The organism is Algibacter sp. L4_22 (genome assembly GCF_023473045.1).
Lineage (GTDB): Bacteria > Bacteroidota > Bacteroidia > Flavobacteriales > Flavobacteriaceae > Algibacter.
Map to the genome: position 1 here is coordinate 324,608 of NZ_JAMCOK010000002.1, position 15,408 is coordinate 340,015.

The 15,408-nt window shown below is 33.0% G+C and carries 12 protein-coding genes; 9 read left to right on the forward strand and 3 right to left on the reverse strand.

The features are described from left to right. The first annotated feature begins 33 nt into the window (after positions 1–33). From tsaD to M4I23_RS06035, 8 genes are all read left to right on the forward strand, one after another. Positions 34–1,056 (forward strand): tRNA (adenosine(37)-N6)-threonylcarbamoyltransferase complex transferase subunit TsaD, encoded by a 1,023-nt coding sequence (gene tsaD / locus M4I23_RS06000; protein WP_249753778.1) that lies wholly within the window; start codon positions 34–36, stop codon positions 1,054–1,056. Positions 1,057–1,388: 332 nt separating this feature from the next. Next, positions 1,389–2,027, forward strand: coding sequence for a peptidylprolyl isomerase (locus M4I23_RS06005; RefSeq protein ID WP_249753779.1), 639 nt, complete (start codon positions 1,389–1,391; stop codon positions 2,025–2,027). Then, positions 2,027–2,734, forward strand: a complete 708-nt coding sequence (locus tag M4I23_RS06010) for a 16S rRNA (uracil(1498)-N(3))-methyltransferase (protein WP_249753780.1) — start codon at positions 2,027–2,029, stop codon at positions 2,732–2,734. The genes M4I23_RS06005 and M4I23_RS06010 overlap by 1 nt, the downstream gene beginning before the upstream one ends. 13 nt (positions 2,735–2,747) lie before the next feature. Then, entirely contained in the window at positions 2,748–3,389 is a 642-nt protein-coding gene (locus M4I23_RS06015; protein ID WP_158849767.1) for a DUF4159 domain-containing protein, read from the forward strand. A 245-nt stretch (positions 3,390–3,634) separates the two neighbouring features. Further along, on the forward strand, positions 3,635–4,135 hold the full coding sequence (locus M4I23_RS06020; protein ID WP_249753781.1) for a TrmH family RNA methyltransferase: 501 nt from the start codon (positions 3,635–3,637) through the stop codon (positions 4,133–4,135). A 141-nt stretch (positions 4,136–4,276) separates the two neighbouring features. Further along, the gene (locus M4I23_RS06025) at positions 4,277–5,365 is read left to right on the forward strand and encodes an AI-2E family transporter (RefSeq protein WP_158849766.1); all 1,089 of its coding nucleotides are present in this window, start codon (positions 4,277–4,279) and stop codon (positions 5,363–5,365) included. Positions 5,366–5,372: 7 nt separating this feature from the next. Then, complete coding sequence (locus M4I23_RS06030) at positions 5,373–6,554, forward strand: class I SAM-dependent methyltransferase (protein WP_249753782.1); 1,182 nt, start codon at positions 5,373–5,375, stop codon at positions 6,552–6,554. 148 nt (positions 6,555–6,702) lie between these two features. Beyond that, positions 6,703–7,545 (forward strand): phosphatase PAP2 family protein, encoded by an 843-nt coding sequence (locus M4I23_RS06035; RefSeq protein WP_249753783.1) that lies wholly within the window; start codon positions 6,703–6,705, stop codon positions 7,543–7,545. Positions 7,546–7,650: 105 nt separating this feature from the next. Here M4I23_RS06035 and M4I23_RS06040 read toward each other — a convergent pair whose 3' ends face one another. Both M4I23_RS06040 and M4I23_RS06045 read right to left on the reverse strand, forming a co-directional pair. Continuing rightward, positions 7,651–9,420, reverse strand: coding sequence for a RagB/SusD family nutrient uptake outer membrane protein (locus M4I23_RS06040; protein WP_249753784.1), 1,770 nt, complete (start codon positions 9,418–9,420; stop codon positions 7,651–7,653). Between the two features lie 3 nt (positions 9,421–9,423). Continuing rightward, entirely contained in the window at positions 9,424–12,471 is a 3,048-nt protein-coding gene (locus M4I23_RS06045) for a TonB-dependent receptor (protein ID WP_249753785.1), read from the reverse strand. 379 nt (positions 12,472–12,850) lie between these two features. On the opposite strand from M4I23_RS06045, the gene M4I23_RS06050 reads away from it, so the two are divergent. Further along, entirely contained in the window at positions 12,851–13,909 is a 1,059-nt protein-coding gene (locus tag M4I23_RS06050; RefSeq protein ID WP_249753786.1) for a phosphatidylinositol-specific phospholipase C1-like protein, read from the forward strand. A gap of 194 nt (positions 13,910–14,103) precedes the next feature. On the opposite strand, the gene M4I23_RS06055 is transcribed toward M4I23_RS06050, so the two are convergent. Then, on the reverse strand, positions 14,104–15,408 hold the full coding sequence (locus tag M4I23_RS06055; protein WP_199269862.1) for a TRAP transporter large permease: 1,305 nt from the start codon (positions 15,406–15,408) through the stop codon (positions 14,104–14,106).

Below are 15,408 nucleotides of genomic sequence, written 5' to 3' on the forward strand. Positions count from 1 at the left end.
AAAATTAACAATTATTGTGCCTAAAATTCACTAATGAAGGAACAAAATATTTATATACTCGGAATTGAGTCATCTTGCGATGATACAGCGGCTTCCGTAATACACAACGGTAAAATTTTAAGTAATGTTGTCGCGACCCAAAAAATACACGAAGAATTCGGCGGTGTTGTGCCAGAACTAGCTTCGCGCGCCCACCAACAAAACATTGTTCCGGTTGTTTACCAAGCTCTTAAAAAGGCTAATATTACAAAAGAACAGCTCAATGCTATAGCTTTTACACGTGGTCCCGGATTAATGGGGAGTTTACTAGTTGGCACATCTTTTTCCAAATCTCTAGCCTATGGATTAAATATTCCGTTGATAGATGTAAACCATATGCAGGGGCATATCTTGGCACATTTTATAGATGAAGAAGGCTTTGATAAGCCAACTTTTCCGTTTTTAGCCATGACTATTTCGGGCGGACATACACAAATTGTTCGAGTAGATTCTTATTTTGAAATGACAGTTATTGGAGAAACCATCGATGATGCTGTAGGAGAAGCCTTTGATAAAAGCGGAAAAATTTTAGGATTAGGCTATCCTGCTGGTCCAGAAATTGATAAACGTGCCAAATTAGGAAACCCAAAAGCCTTTAAGTTTACAAAACCAAAAGTTGCTGGGTTAAATTTTAGTTTTTCCGGTTTCAAAACAGCTGTTTTATATTTTATTCAAAGAGAAGTTAAAGCAAATCCAAATTTTATCGCCGAGAACTTAAATGATATTTGCGCCTCAATTCAATATACCATTATCGGAATTTTAATTGATAAATTGAAACTCGCTACAAAAGAAACAGGCATAAACCATATTGCTATTGGAGGTGGCGTATCGGCTAATTCAGGAATACGGCAAGCCTTAAAAGATGGTGAACAAAAATTTGGATGGACAACTTACATTCCTAAGTTTGAATTTACCACAGATAACGCTGCAATGATTGCTATTGTGGGTTATTTGAAATTCTTGGAAGGTGATTTTGCAGAACAAGATATTGTAGCATCTGCTCGATTGAAAATATAATTTTTTAATCTGAAGAAACAAAAAACTCAAATTTACATTTAGAGTTTAGCTCTTTTATGAGGTATCATCAGTGCATGTTTGTTCAATTCTGTTGCTGTTGCTGTGTTAAATGTATATGAAACAAAATTTATTATAACCTGTTTTCATTATAATAACAGAAATTTTATTTGTTTTAAGTTTACTTTTCTTCTTCTATTCAAAATTAAAAAAAAGACTAATTTAATTGCCTGATTTTGAAGTTATCAACAATAAATTGTTAATAACTTAATATTTCTTCTTTCATATCACAAACATTAACTCTAAATTTGGCGTTAAAATATACCCCATATATTATGATAAAACCTATATTTATTCTAGCCTTCATAGGCTTTTCTTTCATTTTAAACGCTCAAAAATCAATAGAAAAACAATTAGAACTTGTTGAAACTCCGGAGCAAATCGAGCAATTTTTAGAATCCAAGCACTCGAAAAAAAATAAGCTAATTACCTTTAACGAGGAAAAGCACAAAACAAGTTTAACAACAGATCTTTTCGACCTACGCCTTGGAGGCACTAAGGTTTATGAAAACGAATTTGAAAAAACCGCTTATAAAGTCGTTGAAAAAAATAAAAAAACATACAATAGAGTTTCTTATATTTACCTAGATGGCACAAAATATAGCCTAGAAGAAATAAACAACTTACGTGATAAAATTATAGCAAAATTTAATAATGGTGCACCATTCGACTTTTTATCGAAACAATACTCCATGGATGATAACGCAAATAAAGGAGGAGATCTAGGTTGGTTTTTATCGACTGATGTACATCCCGATTTTGACAACGAGATTGCTAACGGCGGTCACCAATTAAATGATATTTTCACTATTGATATTCCCGAAAAAAATTGGTATTATGTGGTATTGAAAACTCATGAACCAAAAGACATTGCGGAAATTGAAGTTTTGAAAATTGTTGAAGCCAAAAATTAATGCAATTATTCTATAATCCCAACATAAACGAAAACACCACGCAATTCTCTTTCGAAAAAGAAGAAAGCAGACATATTGTAAAAGTGTTGCGTAAACAAGTTGGCGATACTTTACACATAACTAACGGGAAAGGCTGGTTATTCTCTGCAAAAATTTCTATACCAAACATTAATAAATGTACCGCAGAAATTACATCTAAAACATTACAGCCCAAACAAAAATATAATCTACACCTAGCGGTTGCTCCTACCAAAATGAACGACCGCTACGAGTGGTTTTTAGAAAAAGCTACCGAAATTGGGATCGATAGCATTACGCCTATTATATGCGATCATAGCGAACGCAAAATTATTAAAGCAGAACGTTTTGAGCGCATTATACAATCGGCCGCGAAACAATCTCTAAGCTGTTATTTACCAAAATTAAATGAGGCTGTTTCTTTTAAAAATTTTTTAAAACAAGATTTTCTTGGTGATTTATTTATAGCGCATTGTGAGGAAACTGATAAAAAATCACTAAAAAATGAGCTTAAGCCTAAACAAGATATCACCATTTTAATTGGTCCCGAAGGCGATTTTTCGATTAAAGAAATAGAACTAGCACTTCAAAATGATTTTATTCCTGTAACTTTGGGAGAAACACGTTTACGTACAGAAACAGCAGCTATTGTTGCCTGCCATTCCGTAGCGTTTATTAATGAAATGTAACAAAGCTTAAAACATGAAATTCATTTCGCTCATTTTATTTTGTCTATTTTCGATAGCTTGCTTTCCGCAAGATTTGGCTATTCTGAAGTATCAAGGCGGTGGCGATTGGTATGGTAACCCAACAGCATTACCAAATTTAATAAGGTTTTGTAATGAAAATATTGACACCAAAATAAACCCGAAAGTAGAAAATGTAGAAGTTAGCAGTCCCGATATTTTTCAATATCCTTTTTTACACATGACGGGACATGGCAATGTGTTTTTTAGCGAAACAGATATCGAAAATCTGAGAAACTATTTAATTTCAGGAGGATTTTTACATATCGATGATAATTACGGGATGCAGCCTTACATTACTAAAGAACTCAAAAAAGTATTTCCGAATAAAGATTTAATTGAACTGCCTGCAAACCACCCTATTTTTAGTTCGGTTTTTAACTTTCCAAAAGGCTTACCGAAAATACATGAACATGATGGTAAACGCCCACAAGCATTTGGCCTTTTTGAAAAGGACAGATTGATTCTATTATTTACTTATGAAAGTGATTTAGGAGATGGTTGGGAAGATCCAGAAGTACATAATGATCCTGCCAATGTTAGAGAAAAAGCCTTGAAAATGGGAGCTAATATTATAAAATATGTTTTTGAGAATTAGAGATTAAACGTATGAAAAAATCATCCTTTCATCTAAAAAGTATAACATTTATCATTATTACATTGTTAATCTTTCAACCTTTAAATAATCATACCTATTCAACTGGTTTTTCTAATTTTCATTATGATGAATGTCCTGATGGCATAACATGTTGCTTTGGATATAGAACCAGTCATTCTAGCTATATTTGCGGAAAGGCTTTTCACTTTAATTAATAAAAAAAAACAACTAATAACAGAACAAAATTGCAACTCACCCACTACACTTCCAACTTCAAGAAACGCACATTCCCAATAACATTGGTTTGCGACAATGTAACTAATGCACCAAATATTGGTAGTTTGTTTAGAATGGCCGATGCTTTTGGTGTTGAAAAACTAGTGCTTTGCGGTGAAAATATTCAGTTGGGGCGTAAAGTATCAAAAACATCTCGAGCAACAGAAAAAGTAGTTAATTATGAAATTTATGAATCGGCTATAGAAGTTGTTAAAGAATTTAAAAAAAATAATCATCAAATCATTTCTTTAGAAATAACGGATAAAAGTCAACCTATCCATACCGCTAAGTTTTCAACTGAAAAACCAATAGTTTTAGTCATTGGCGATGAAAACTTCGGAGTATCCGAAGTTATTTTAAATCTTTCCGATAATGTAATTCATATTGATATGTTTGGTCAGAACAGTAGCATGAATGTTGTACAAGCTACAAATATTGCAGTTTACGAGATAACTAAGCAACTTTTTTAAAACTAAACCGTCTACCGTTTATGATGTCTATTTAAATATTATTGTTAGACTGAGCTCGTTGAAATCTTCTAAAAGTAAATCAAGTTTCAAAAACTCTACAAGTCTTAAAAATTTAGCCCTAAATAATATTATATTTACAACATGAATTCAAACACTATTTCAAACGGTATACTCAAAGCCATTGCCATAGTTCTAGGCGTAGCGCTTACTTTATATTTTCTATACCAAATACAATCGGTGATTGGTTACGTGGCTATAGCAGCAGTAATTTCGTTAATTGGACGTCCAATAGTCTTGTTCTTAGAGCGTAAATTAAAATTTAAAAATACCATTGCTGTAATTGTAACGATGCTCATTTTACTTAGTTTATTTATCGGTTTGGTAGGTTTGTTTATTCCTTTAATTATTAAACAAGGACAAAATTTATCACTTTTAGATATTGACGCATTACAAGGCAATATCGAGAATTTATATGTCCAATTTATGACTTATTTCGATTTGCATGAAATTGATGTTGAGCAATCTTTAAAAGATTCTAATCTACTATCAAAAGTTAATTTCGCCATGATTCCCGATTTTTTAAACTCGGTTTTAAGTGGACTTGGTAGTTTTAGTATAGGCTTCTTTTCTGTGTTGTTTATTTCTTTTTTCTTTTTAAAAGATAGCCGTTTGTTCGAAAATGGCTTACTCACTTTTATACCAGAAAACAAAGAGTCTCGCTGGAAAAACTCTTCAACTAAAATTAAGGATTTATTATCACGTTATTTCGTAGGTCTTATTTTTCAAATATTAATTTTATTCATTATTTATACCATTGGTTTACTAATTATTGGTGTAGAAAATGCTATTGTTATTGCATTTTTATGCGCTTTGTTAAACCTTATTCCTTACGTTGGCCCACTAATTGGAGCTGCTTTGATGCTTATCCTAACCATGACAAGCAATTTAGACGAAAGCTTTAGTAATGTTATTTTACCAAAAACCTTTTGGGTATTTATTGTATTCATGATTGGGCAATTAATTGATAATTTTGGAAGTCAACCCATTATATTTTCTAAAAGTGTAAAATCACATCCTTTAGAAATATTCTTGATTATTTTAATAACGGGAATCCTTTTCGGTATTATTGGTTTAATTATAGCAGTGCCTGCTTACACCGTTATAAAAGTGATTTTAAAAGAGTTTTTGGCTGAAAACAAAATTGTAAAAAAACTAACTAAAGGATTATAATTCTAGTTTGAATACCTCTATTTTAAATACGGAAACTCAAAAATTTATTGATACCAATTTACATGCAGATATTACATCTGTTTTATTAAAAGGCACCAACTTTCCTGATATTGAAACTAGTTCTATTATAGAACAAATTGAAGCAAAAAAACGAAGTGAAAAAAAATTACCTACTTGGTTTAATACTCAAAATATCTATTTTCCTAATAAGCTAAATATTGAGCAAACTTCTTCGGAAATTACAGCGCAACACAAAGCCAATTTAATGCAAGGCGAAACTGTAATAGACTTAACTGGCGGTTTTGGCGTAGATTGTTTATACTTTTCTAAACGCTTTAAAAGCGTAACACATTGCGAAATAAACCCACAACTCTCGCAAATAGTAAAACACAACTACAAACAACTTGGCATTGAAAATATTGAAACGCCATGTACAGATGGCGTAGAATATTTAAAAAGCAGCACGTCTAGTTTCGATTGGATTTATATCGATCCTTCTAGGAGACACGACAGCAAAGGCAAAGTTTTTTTTTTAAACGACTGTTTGCCAAATGTTCCTGAGCATTTAGATTTACTCTTTAAACGCAGTAAAAACATCATGATAAAAACATCACCACTACTCGATTTTTCGGTTGGTATTGGTGAATTAAAACATGTAAAAACTATACATGTTATTGCTGTAAATAACGAAGTAAAAGAATTGCTTTGGATTTTAGAATCCGATTTTAATGGAGAGATAAGTATTGAAACTTCTAACTTAAAAAAAGATAATATTGAATCGTTTAATTTTATTTTAAATGAAGAAAAAATAACAGATTCAAGTTATAGCAAGCCACTCACCTATTTATATGAGCCTAATGCTGCCATTTTAAAATCGGGCGCTTTCCATTCTATATCTAAACAATTAATAGTTTCTAAACTTCATAAACATTCGCATTTATATACAAGTGATAATCTTAGAACTTTCCCCGGAAGGGCTTTTAAAATTGAAACTATACTCCCCTATAACAAAAAAGCAATAAAAAAAGCAGGTTTTATTAAAGCTAATATTACCACAAGAAACTTCCCGGAAACGGTGCAAAATATCAGAAAAAAACTTAATATTAAAGATGGTGGTGAAGTCTACCTATTCTTCACAACAAATATGGAGAACAATAAGGTAGTTTTAGTTGCCAAGAAAGTATTATAATTATTACATTCTTAATAGTGGCTACTCGACAAAATTACTATACCATCAATACAACTATAAAATATGTAGCTGTACCCCAAATAATGATTTATATTTGCAACATTTTTTTATAAACGCCATCCTTAGACTGCCTACTTATATTTAACTTATGAAAAACATATTTTTTCTATTTTTACTTTTGTGCTCATGTTATATTAGTGGACAAACAATAGAATCATTAAAAAACCAAACAACATGGCAAAACTTCAAATATGATATAGGAAGTATTGGAGGTGGTATTGGCCATGCTTTTAGCAGGCCAGCACATTGGAAAGGTAAAGAATGGCTTAACTTTGCCGGAATTGCTACTGGAACCGCCATATTAACTTTGGGCGATGATGAAATTGATAATTGGACTGATGGCATTCGAAATGATATATCAAATGATCTTCTAGAATTTGGTGGCCATTACGCTCGACCAGAAGGTAATTACGGACTATCTAGTGCTGTTTACTTTACTGGCTTATTTATAAAAAATGAAAAACTACGCAGAACAGGAGTTTTAATGATTGCCTCTACCATTACTGGAGGTTTTTTACAACAGCTTAGCATACGTATATTAAATAGAGCGAGACCTTTAACGGGAGAATCTGCAAATAACTTTGATTTAAAGTTTTTTGAGAAAGCTGAAGGTTACGACTCCTTTTTCTCTGGACATACCGTTTTATCTTTTGCTAATGCTTATGCTATTGGTAAACAGTTTAATAATCCTTGGGTAAAAGCTGGTATATATACTGTGGGAATGATTCCAGGTTTTACAAGAATAATTATTAGTAAACATTGGTTTTCTGATGTTGTATTTGGAACCGTAATGAGTATCTTAATAGTAGAATCTATTGATAAGTATTTAGATTCTAGATATGAGCAGAAATATAATGAAAACAATAAAAAGGTACATTGGGATTTAACATTTGCTCCAGGACGAATTGGTGTTAAATTGAATTTTAACTAAATAATTATTTTTCTGAAAACTCAAATTTTCATCCATTTACAAACAAAAAAATCCCAGACCAAAAGCCTGAGATTTTTAATATTACCAGTTTAAATAAACTGACGCTTAGTTAATATACCCGAAATTTTGACTAATTTCATCGGTTACATCAATAGTAGCCTGCGGAATAGCATACACTCTTAAATACGGTTCCGTAACAGATTTTGCAGTGTAGGCATCATCAAAAGTTCCAAAACGTATCATTTGTTTTCTTCGGTACATTTCCCAATACATCTCGAAACCAATCTCGTTATATAGGGTTGTTTCATCTAAAGAAGTAATAGCAACACCTGGCGCATTTCCGAAGAGTGCTTCACGCGTTCTACTGGTTCTTAACATATTGATATCAGCAAGCGCTAAAGCTGTTTCTCCGTTACGGAAATAAGCTTCGGCACGCATACAATACATACCTCCTAATCGATACAATGGCACATCTACTGCAGAGTTTCCATTGCCATAATTTGGATCGAATTCCCATTTAAAATTACGTACACCACGATTAATTTCATCTTGAGAAAACACGGCTTCTACTGGATTGCTAAAATCTAAATCTGGTGTGTAATCCATAGGCGTACTTGTGTTTTTTTCCATGTATAACATGCTGATAGCAATACGCCCATCGGTCGTCATATTAAAACCACCTTCACCATCTAATGTTGGCCCATACTGTTGCCCTTCTTGTAAACCACGGTTAAAATGTACTCGTAATTTTCCAGTGTCGGTTCTTGTATCTTCAGCAGGTACAGATCCAGTTGTACCATCGTTCATAAACCAAGTCCCATCACTATATTGATAGTAACGATGAAAACGAGGATCGTCATGATTTCCATCCCAAGTATAGTAAAACTCAGGTTCTACACAAGATCCGTTTGTACCGCGGTTATCTGGTGTTTGTTTTTGCGCACGACCAGTAGACATGTATGCAAAATCGTTATCGCTAGATCTAATGTTATCATTTTCTTGAGCTACAGCAAAAATAATTTCCGATCCGTTGGTGTTATCTATAGCAAAATTATCAAAATAGTTACTCTCTAAATTAAAGCCTCCATCTATTAAAAGCGATGTGTAATAAATTACTTTATCCATATCGTTTCCATCGTTATCAACAGCCGTTTCAGTAAAATTAAAACTAGAACTTGCATTATAACGGTCTTTAAAAACGGCTCTATTCAAATACATATCTGCCAATAATGCATAAGCAGCTTGTTTAGTAAAACGACCATTGTAAGTTTGGTTTTCGCCTAAATTTACAAGACTAGGAATAATAGCTTCTACATCGGAAATTAAGTTGTCCATTTCTGTTTCTCCTTGTAGAATTTCTAATGGAGCACCTACTGCAAAAGGATCTCTGTATGGTGCTTGGTTGAATAAATCTAAGGTATTGTACACATAAAGTGCTAATAAACCACGCGCTTCTGCTAAAAACAAATCGTAATTGGCATAATCTGGATTTTCCTCTAAAGACTCAATGGCTGTTAAGGTTTTTGTAATACCGCTTGTTAAGTTATTCCAAGTTCCTGAAACAGCTGCATTATTAGTTCCCCAAGTAAACTCGGTTAATGCACGCCATTTTCCACCATCGCCCCAGTCGCTTCCTCGTGTTGGTAACATACACTCATCGGTAGGGTATTCTTGTAAACCAAATACGTTTCCGTGATCTGTAAATGTTCTATTTGCTAATTGCCCATAAGCAGCTGCCATAGCACTTTCCGGATTAGAGCTTGCGCCTCCAATCACTTCATCTATCACTTCTTCATTTAAATCTGTACAACTAAAAACAAGTGTACTAAGCATAAAAACAGAAGCTGTTTTTGATATTATGTTTGAAATTTTCATAAATTATAGTTTTAAAGTTGCACCAAGTAAAAATGATCTTGAAGAAGGATACGTGGTATAATCTATACCAATAGATTGATTTCCTCCAGCAGCACGAGGGCTGTTTACTAATGGATCGAAGCCTGAATAATTGGTGATTGTAAAAATGTTTTGTCCGCTTACATAAAGATTTAGACCTTGCAACCAAGTAATATTAAGTGCATCGGTATCTATAGAATATCCAAGTCTTGCATTGTTTAAGCGAATAAAATCAGATTTTTCTAAATACAGCGTAGATAATTGAGGTTGGTTAGTAAAACTTGCACCATCGTTATAAAACTCTGATAATACGTTTCTATCCGAAACAATATTATTAATGTTTAATGCTAAGTTGGTATTGTTAACCAATAAACCACCTGTTTGGCCAATAAATGCTAAGCTTAAATCCCAACGTTTGTAACTTAAATTTGTATTTAAACCAAAAGTGAAGTTTGGAAGCGCGCCTTCGAATATTTGGCGATCTTCCGTATTAATAACGCTATCATTATTAAAATCTTCAAAAATATCCTTTCCGTCAGCATCAAAACCTAAATGTTTTAACATGTAGAAAGAACCCGCCTCGTAACCACTCTTGTAAATATTAGCATAAACACCAGATAAGCCAGGACCTGCAACATCTCCAGAATAAAGTTCTGATACTGGTAAATCTTGAATTTCATTGTTTAATGTTGCTCCATTAACATCTAAATTCCATGAAAAATCGTCGGTTGTTATAAGGTTTGTACCTAAAGAAAACTCGAATCCTTTGTTTACAATTTTTCCATCTATATTTTTCCAAACTGTTGTAGTTGGACTCAATGGCTCGGATGGTATATTTAAAATAGCATCGGTTGTTGTTTTGTTGTAATAATCTAAAGACCCGTATAGTTTATTGTTCCATAAACTAAAATCCACACCAACGTTAAGCTGCGTTACAACTTCCCATTTTAAATCCGGATTAGCCGTACGGTTTACTACAATACCATTAATTAAGTTATAATCATCATACAAATAATATCCACCAGAAGCCGATTGCGAGTAACTCGCTTGGGTAATTTTATTTTGAACTTCCTGGTTACCGGTTTGTCCCCAACTCATTCTTAATTTTAATTGATCGATATTTTCTGCTTCTCCAATAAAGTTTTCGTTATCCAAATTCCAACCTAATGCAAAAGAAGGGAAATAACCATATTTATTATTCTCACCAAAACGTGTAGAACCATCGGCTCTTAAAGATGCTGTTAATAAATATTTATCGTCAAAATTGTAGTTTAATCTTCCAAAGTAAGACTGTAACTCGTTTACTTGTGCATATCCGCCAACGCCAGATTGCTCTCCAGAATAACCAGGATCGTATTCTGGTGCAACACCTGTATCCTGCTCATCTATTCCTGTTAAAGAAAAGTTTGTTCCTGAGAAATCGAATTCTTGATAAGAGAACCCTCCTAAAACTTCAAATTTGCTTTTATTTAAATCAAAACGGTAGGTTAAATAATGCTCCATTAAAGTACTTTGTGAATCTAAATTATTCTGAACATAAGCACCATCCGGAGTTCTATCGGTCGCGTTTGGATAAATAGTAGAATTTCTTTCGGAAACCGAACGGTCTATACCATAGTTAAATTTATATTCTAAACCATCAATAATTCTAAACGAGGTCTCTATGTTACCTAAAACACGTAAAGTTTGTGTACGATCATCATAAATGTCTAATAAATACATGGGATTATAATTCTGGTTTAAGTTGAAATTGGTAAAACCGCCATCTTCAGTAAAAACAGGTTGTGTTGGGTTGGCCATTAAAGCATGAATAATTAACTGTCCGTCAGAACCTGCATTAGCTCCATTAGGAACTCCTGTTTCGTTAATTTGACTCGCTGTTAAATTCACTTTAACCTTTAATCGTTTGTTATCTAGAAAAGATTCTTCTGCATTTAAACGCGCCGTAGTTCGTTTAAACCCACTAGTTTCAACAATCCCTTCTTGATCCATAAAAGATAAAGATGTGTAGTAATTTCCGGTTTCAGTTTTCTTTGCGAAAGAGAAATTATTGTTTTGTGTAACGGCACTGCGTAACAACTCGTCTTGCCAATCTGTATTTCCGCCGTGATCGTAAGCCGGCTCTGTAATAGCATTTCTGTATTCACTAGCCGATAAAACATCTGTTTTTTTAATAACAGAAGCAACGCTTAAATAAGAATCTACTGTTATAGTAGCATCGCCAGTTTTTCCTTTTTTGGTTGTAATAATTACAACACCGTTAGAACCTCTAGCTCCATAAATAGCTGCTGCCGAAGCATCTTTTAAAACCGTAATAGAAGCAATATCGCTTGTGTTTAAAAAGTTTAACGGGTTTTTAGCACTAGAGCTACCTAAGCCAACGTTGGGGCTCGCCGCACTAACATTATTATTACTTAACGGTACGCCATCTACAACAAATAATGGGGAACTACCACTACGAATAGATCCCACACCACGAATAGATACATTAACACCAGCCCCTGGTTCTCCACTAGATTGTACCACACGAACACCAGCAACTTTACCTTGTAATAAATTGTCTGGAGATAGGTTTACTCCCTTTTTAAAATCGCCTGCAGAAAGCTGGGTAACAGCTCCTGTTAAATCCTTTTTTGTTTGTTGTCCATAACCAACAATTAGAACCTCGTCTAACATGGCATTTAATGGCTTTAGAGAAACTTTTAACTCTGTAGATGCAATAACAACATCCTTACTTTCGTAACCTACAAAAGAAATCTGCAAGGTTTGCCCAATGGCTGCTTGTATAGAAAATAGACCATCAAAATCGGTAGAAGCTCCTGTAGAAGTTCCTTTTAAAACAATAGTAGCTCCTGGTAATGGCACCCCAGATTCGTCTACAACAACACCATTAACTGTTTTTTGAACAGCTTGTTTTGAAAAATTTATAGACCTTGTTGAGACACTATGTGAATACCCGCTTTGGTATAATAGTATAGATAAAACTAAAAAAGCTATGTTTTTTAGTGTAAAAAAATTATTTTTAGTGTACATTTTTAAGTGATTGGTTTTACAATGCTTAATGATTTAGCCGTAGTTGTTCCAGCAGCTACGGTTTTAATTTGTAAATAAGGGTTCCTTTTAATTGTTACATAAAGTTGAGAGTTTAAATATTTAACATTAATTTGTGATCTTAGAGACTGCAAAAAAATAAAATATTAAGCCGTTTTATTTTACCTTATTGTTATCTCATTATTAAATAAAGCATAACTCACAATCCCAGCAAAACAACATTAAAACACTAAAAAACAATACGTTAAATAATTTTTAATTGATTAATCTGAAAGAAAATCTTTATATTTTGTTTTCAATTTATTAACACAACATTAAACTTAACGTTCTACTTTTGTTGACCTTAATTCAATCTTATTTTATGAAACGTTACAGCACTTTACTCCTTCTGTTTTTTAGTTTTAACATGTTTGCACAGCACGATACATTACACATTAACCAAATACAAGTTATTGGCTCTCACAACAGTTATAAAAAGGCTATAGAAGATAAATTGTATACCTTTTTAGAATCGCAAAGTGATAAAATGAAGTCAATACAATACGATCACATCACGATACCAGAACAGTTAGATTTAGGTTTACGAAATTTAGAAATAGATGTTTACGTTGACACGGAAGGTGGAAAATTTGCAAATCCTAAAGGGTTACAGCTTGCTAAGCCACAAGAAGGTTTTGACATGAACAAAGACATGATAAAACCAGGTTTTAAAGTTTTACACATACCTGATATTGATTTTAGAACACACTACAACACTTTAGAAGCGTGTTTACTAGCCATAAAAACGTGGTCGGATGCACACCCAACGCATGAACCTGTATTTATTACTTTGGAAGCTAAAGATGGGGAGACTAATAGATTTGGAACAACGCCTGAAACCTTTACTGAAGCCGCTTTTAAAAATTTAGATGATGCTTTAATTGCAGGTCTTGGCAGAGGTAAACTTATAACTCCAGACGATGTTAGAGGTACACACGTTACCTTAGAAGAAGCTATTTTAAATAATAACTGGCCAACTTTAAAAGCTTCGCGCGGAAAGTTTCTTTTTATTTTAGATGATGCAAAAGCTAAACGTGCTTTATATATAAAAAATCATCCTTCTTTAAAAAACCGTGTATTATTTGTAAATGCTGAACCTGGAACACCAGAAGCGGCAGCTTTAATAAGAAATAATCCAGAAGATTCTACTATATCAAACCTCGTTTCTAAAGGCTATATTATTAGAACACGTGCCGATGCTGGAACTAAAGAAGCAAGAGCTAACGATTATACGCATTTCGAAGATGCAAAAAAATCTGGCGCACAAATAATTACTACCGATTATTACTTACCTAGCCGTTTTTTTGAAAGTGATTACCATATTTCTTTTAAAGGAAAAACCTATGTTAGAGAAAACCCTGTTTCTAACAAGCAATATTAAGGTTACCTAAAAAAAAATAGATATATCGAGAATTTTTTCAAAAAAATCACTCCTTTCTCAGCATGAAAAACACCCCAATCTCGTGCTATACAGTTTATTTTTTAAACAAATAAGGTTGAATTTCTAGAAACACCATAAAAAAATGAGCGTTTTTAGAAATTCAACCTTAATATTTAGATTAAGTATATTTATACTTACAACCCTAAAAGTTGCGGTAAAAACATTGAAATTGCAGGGATATAAGTAATTAAAAGTAAAACAACTACCATTATAATCAAAAATGGAATTAATGGCTTTATAACTTGCGAGACTGATACATTAGCAACTCCACTACCTACAAAGAGAATAGTTCCAACGGGCGGCGTACACAACCCAATACATAAGTTAAGTACTAATACAATACCGAAATGTACAGGATCCATGCCTAATGCAACCACTACTGGTAAAAATATTGGTGTAAATATTAAAACTGCTGGCGTCATATCCATAAAAGTTCCAATAATTAAAAGCACTAAATTAATCACTAAAAATATAACGATTTTATTACTGAATTGCTCCAATAAAAAACTACTTATAAGTTCCGGAATACCTTCAAAAGAAAACAACCAAGACATCGCCATAGATGTACAAATTAAAAACATTACAACTGCTGTAGTTTTTGCACTAGTTAATAAAATAGAAGGAAAATCTTTAGCTTTTACATCACCATAAATCAATGCTAAAACACCAGCATATAGAACAGCAATAGCAGAGGCTTCGGTTGCTGTAAAAATACCAGCTACAATACCACCAACAACAATCACTAATAGTAATAAACTAAAAAAAGCTTTTCTAAAATACGTCCATATTAAGGACAATGGTGCACGATGTCCTTTAGCAAATTTTCGTGTAATAGCTACAAAAGCAATGTAAGCCATAATTGCAACACCTAATAAAATCCCAGGTAGATAACCTGCAATAAATAGTGCCGCCACAGATGCTGTACCACCACTTGCTAAAGCATAAACAATTAAAATATTACTTGGAGGAATTAACAAACCTGTAGTTGCCGAGGTAATATTTACCGATGCACTAAATTCTCTTGGGTAACCTTCTTCTTCCATTCTATCGGTCATAATACTACCAATAGCAGAAGTTGCAGCAATAGCAGAACCAGAAATAGCACCAAATAACATCGACGCTAATACATTAACATAAGCTAAACCTCCTGGTAAGCTTGCTACTAAAGATTTTGCAAAATTTATTAATCTGTTGGCTATACCGCCTTGTTTCATAATTTCTCCTGCCAATACAAAAAACGGAATGGCTAAAAGTGCAAAACTATCAATACCAGTCGTCATACGTTGTGCAATGGTTGTTAACCCTGGTAATTTATCTATATTCAATAATAAACTTATTGTTGTAGAAATACCAATACTATAAGCGACTGGCACTCTCAACATTAATAGTGTAAAAAAACTGACAAATAATACGATAATACTTATTACTTCAATACTCAT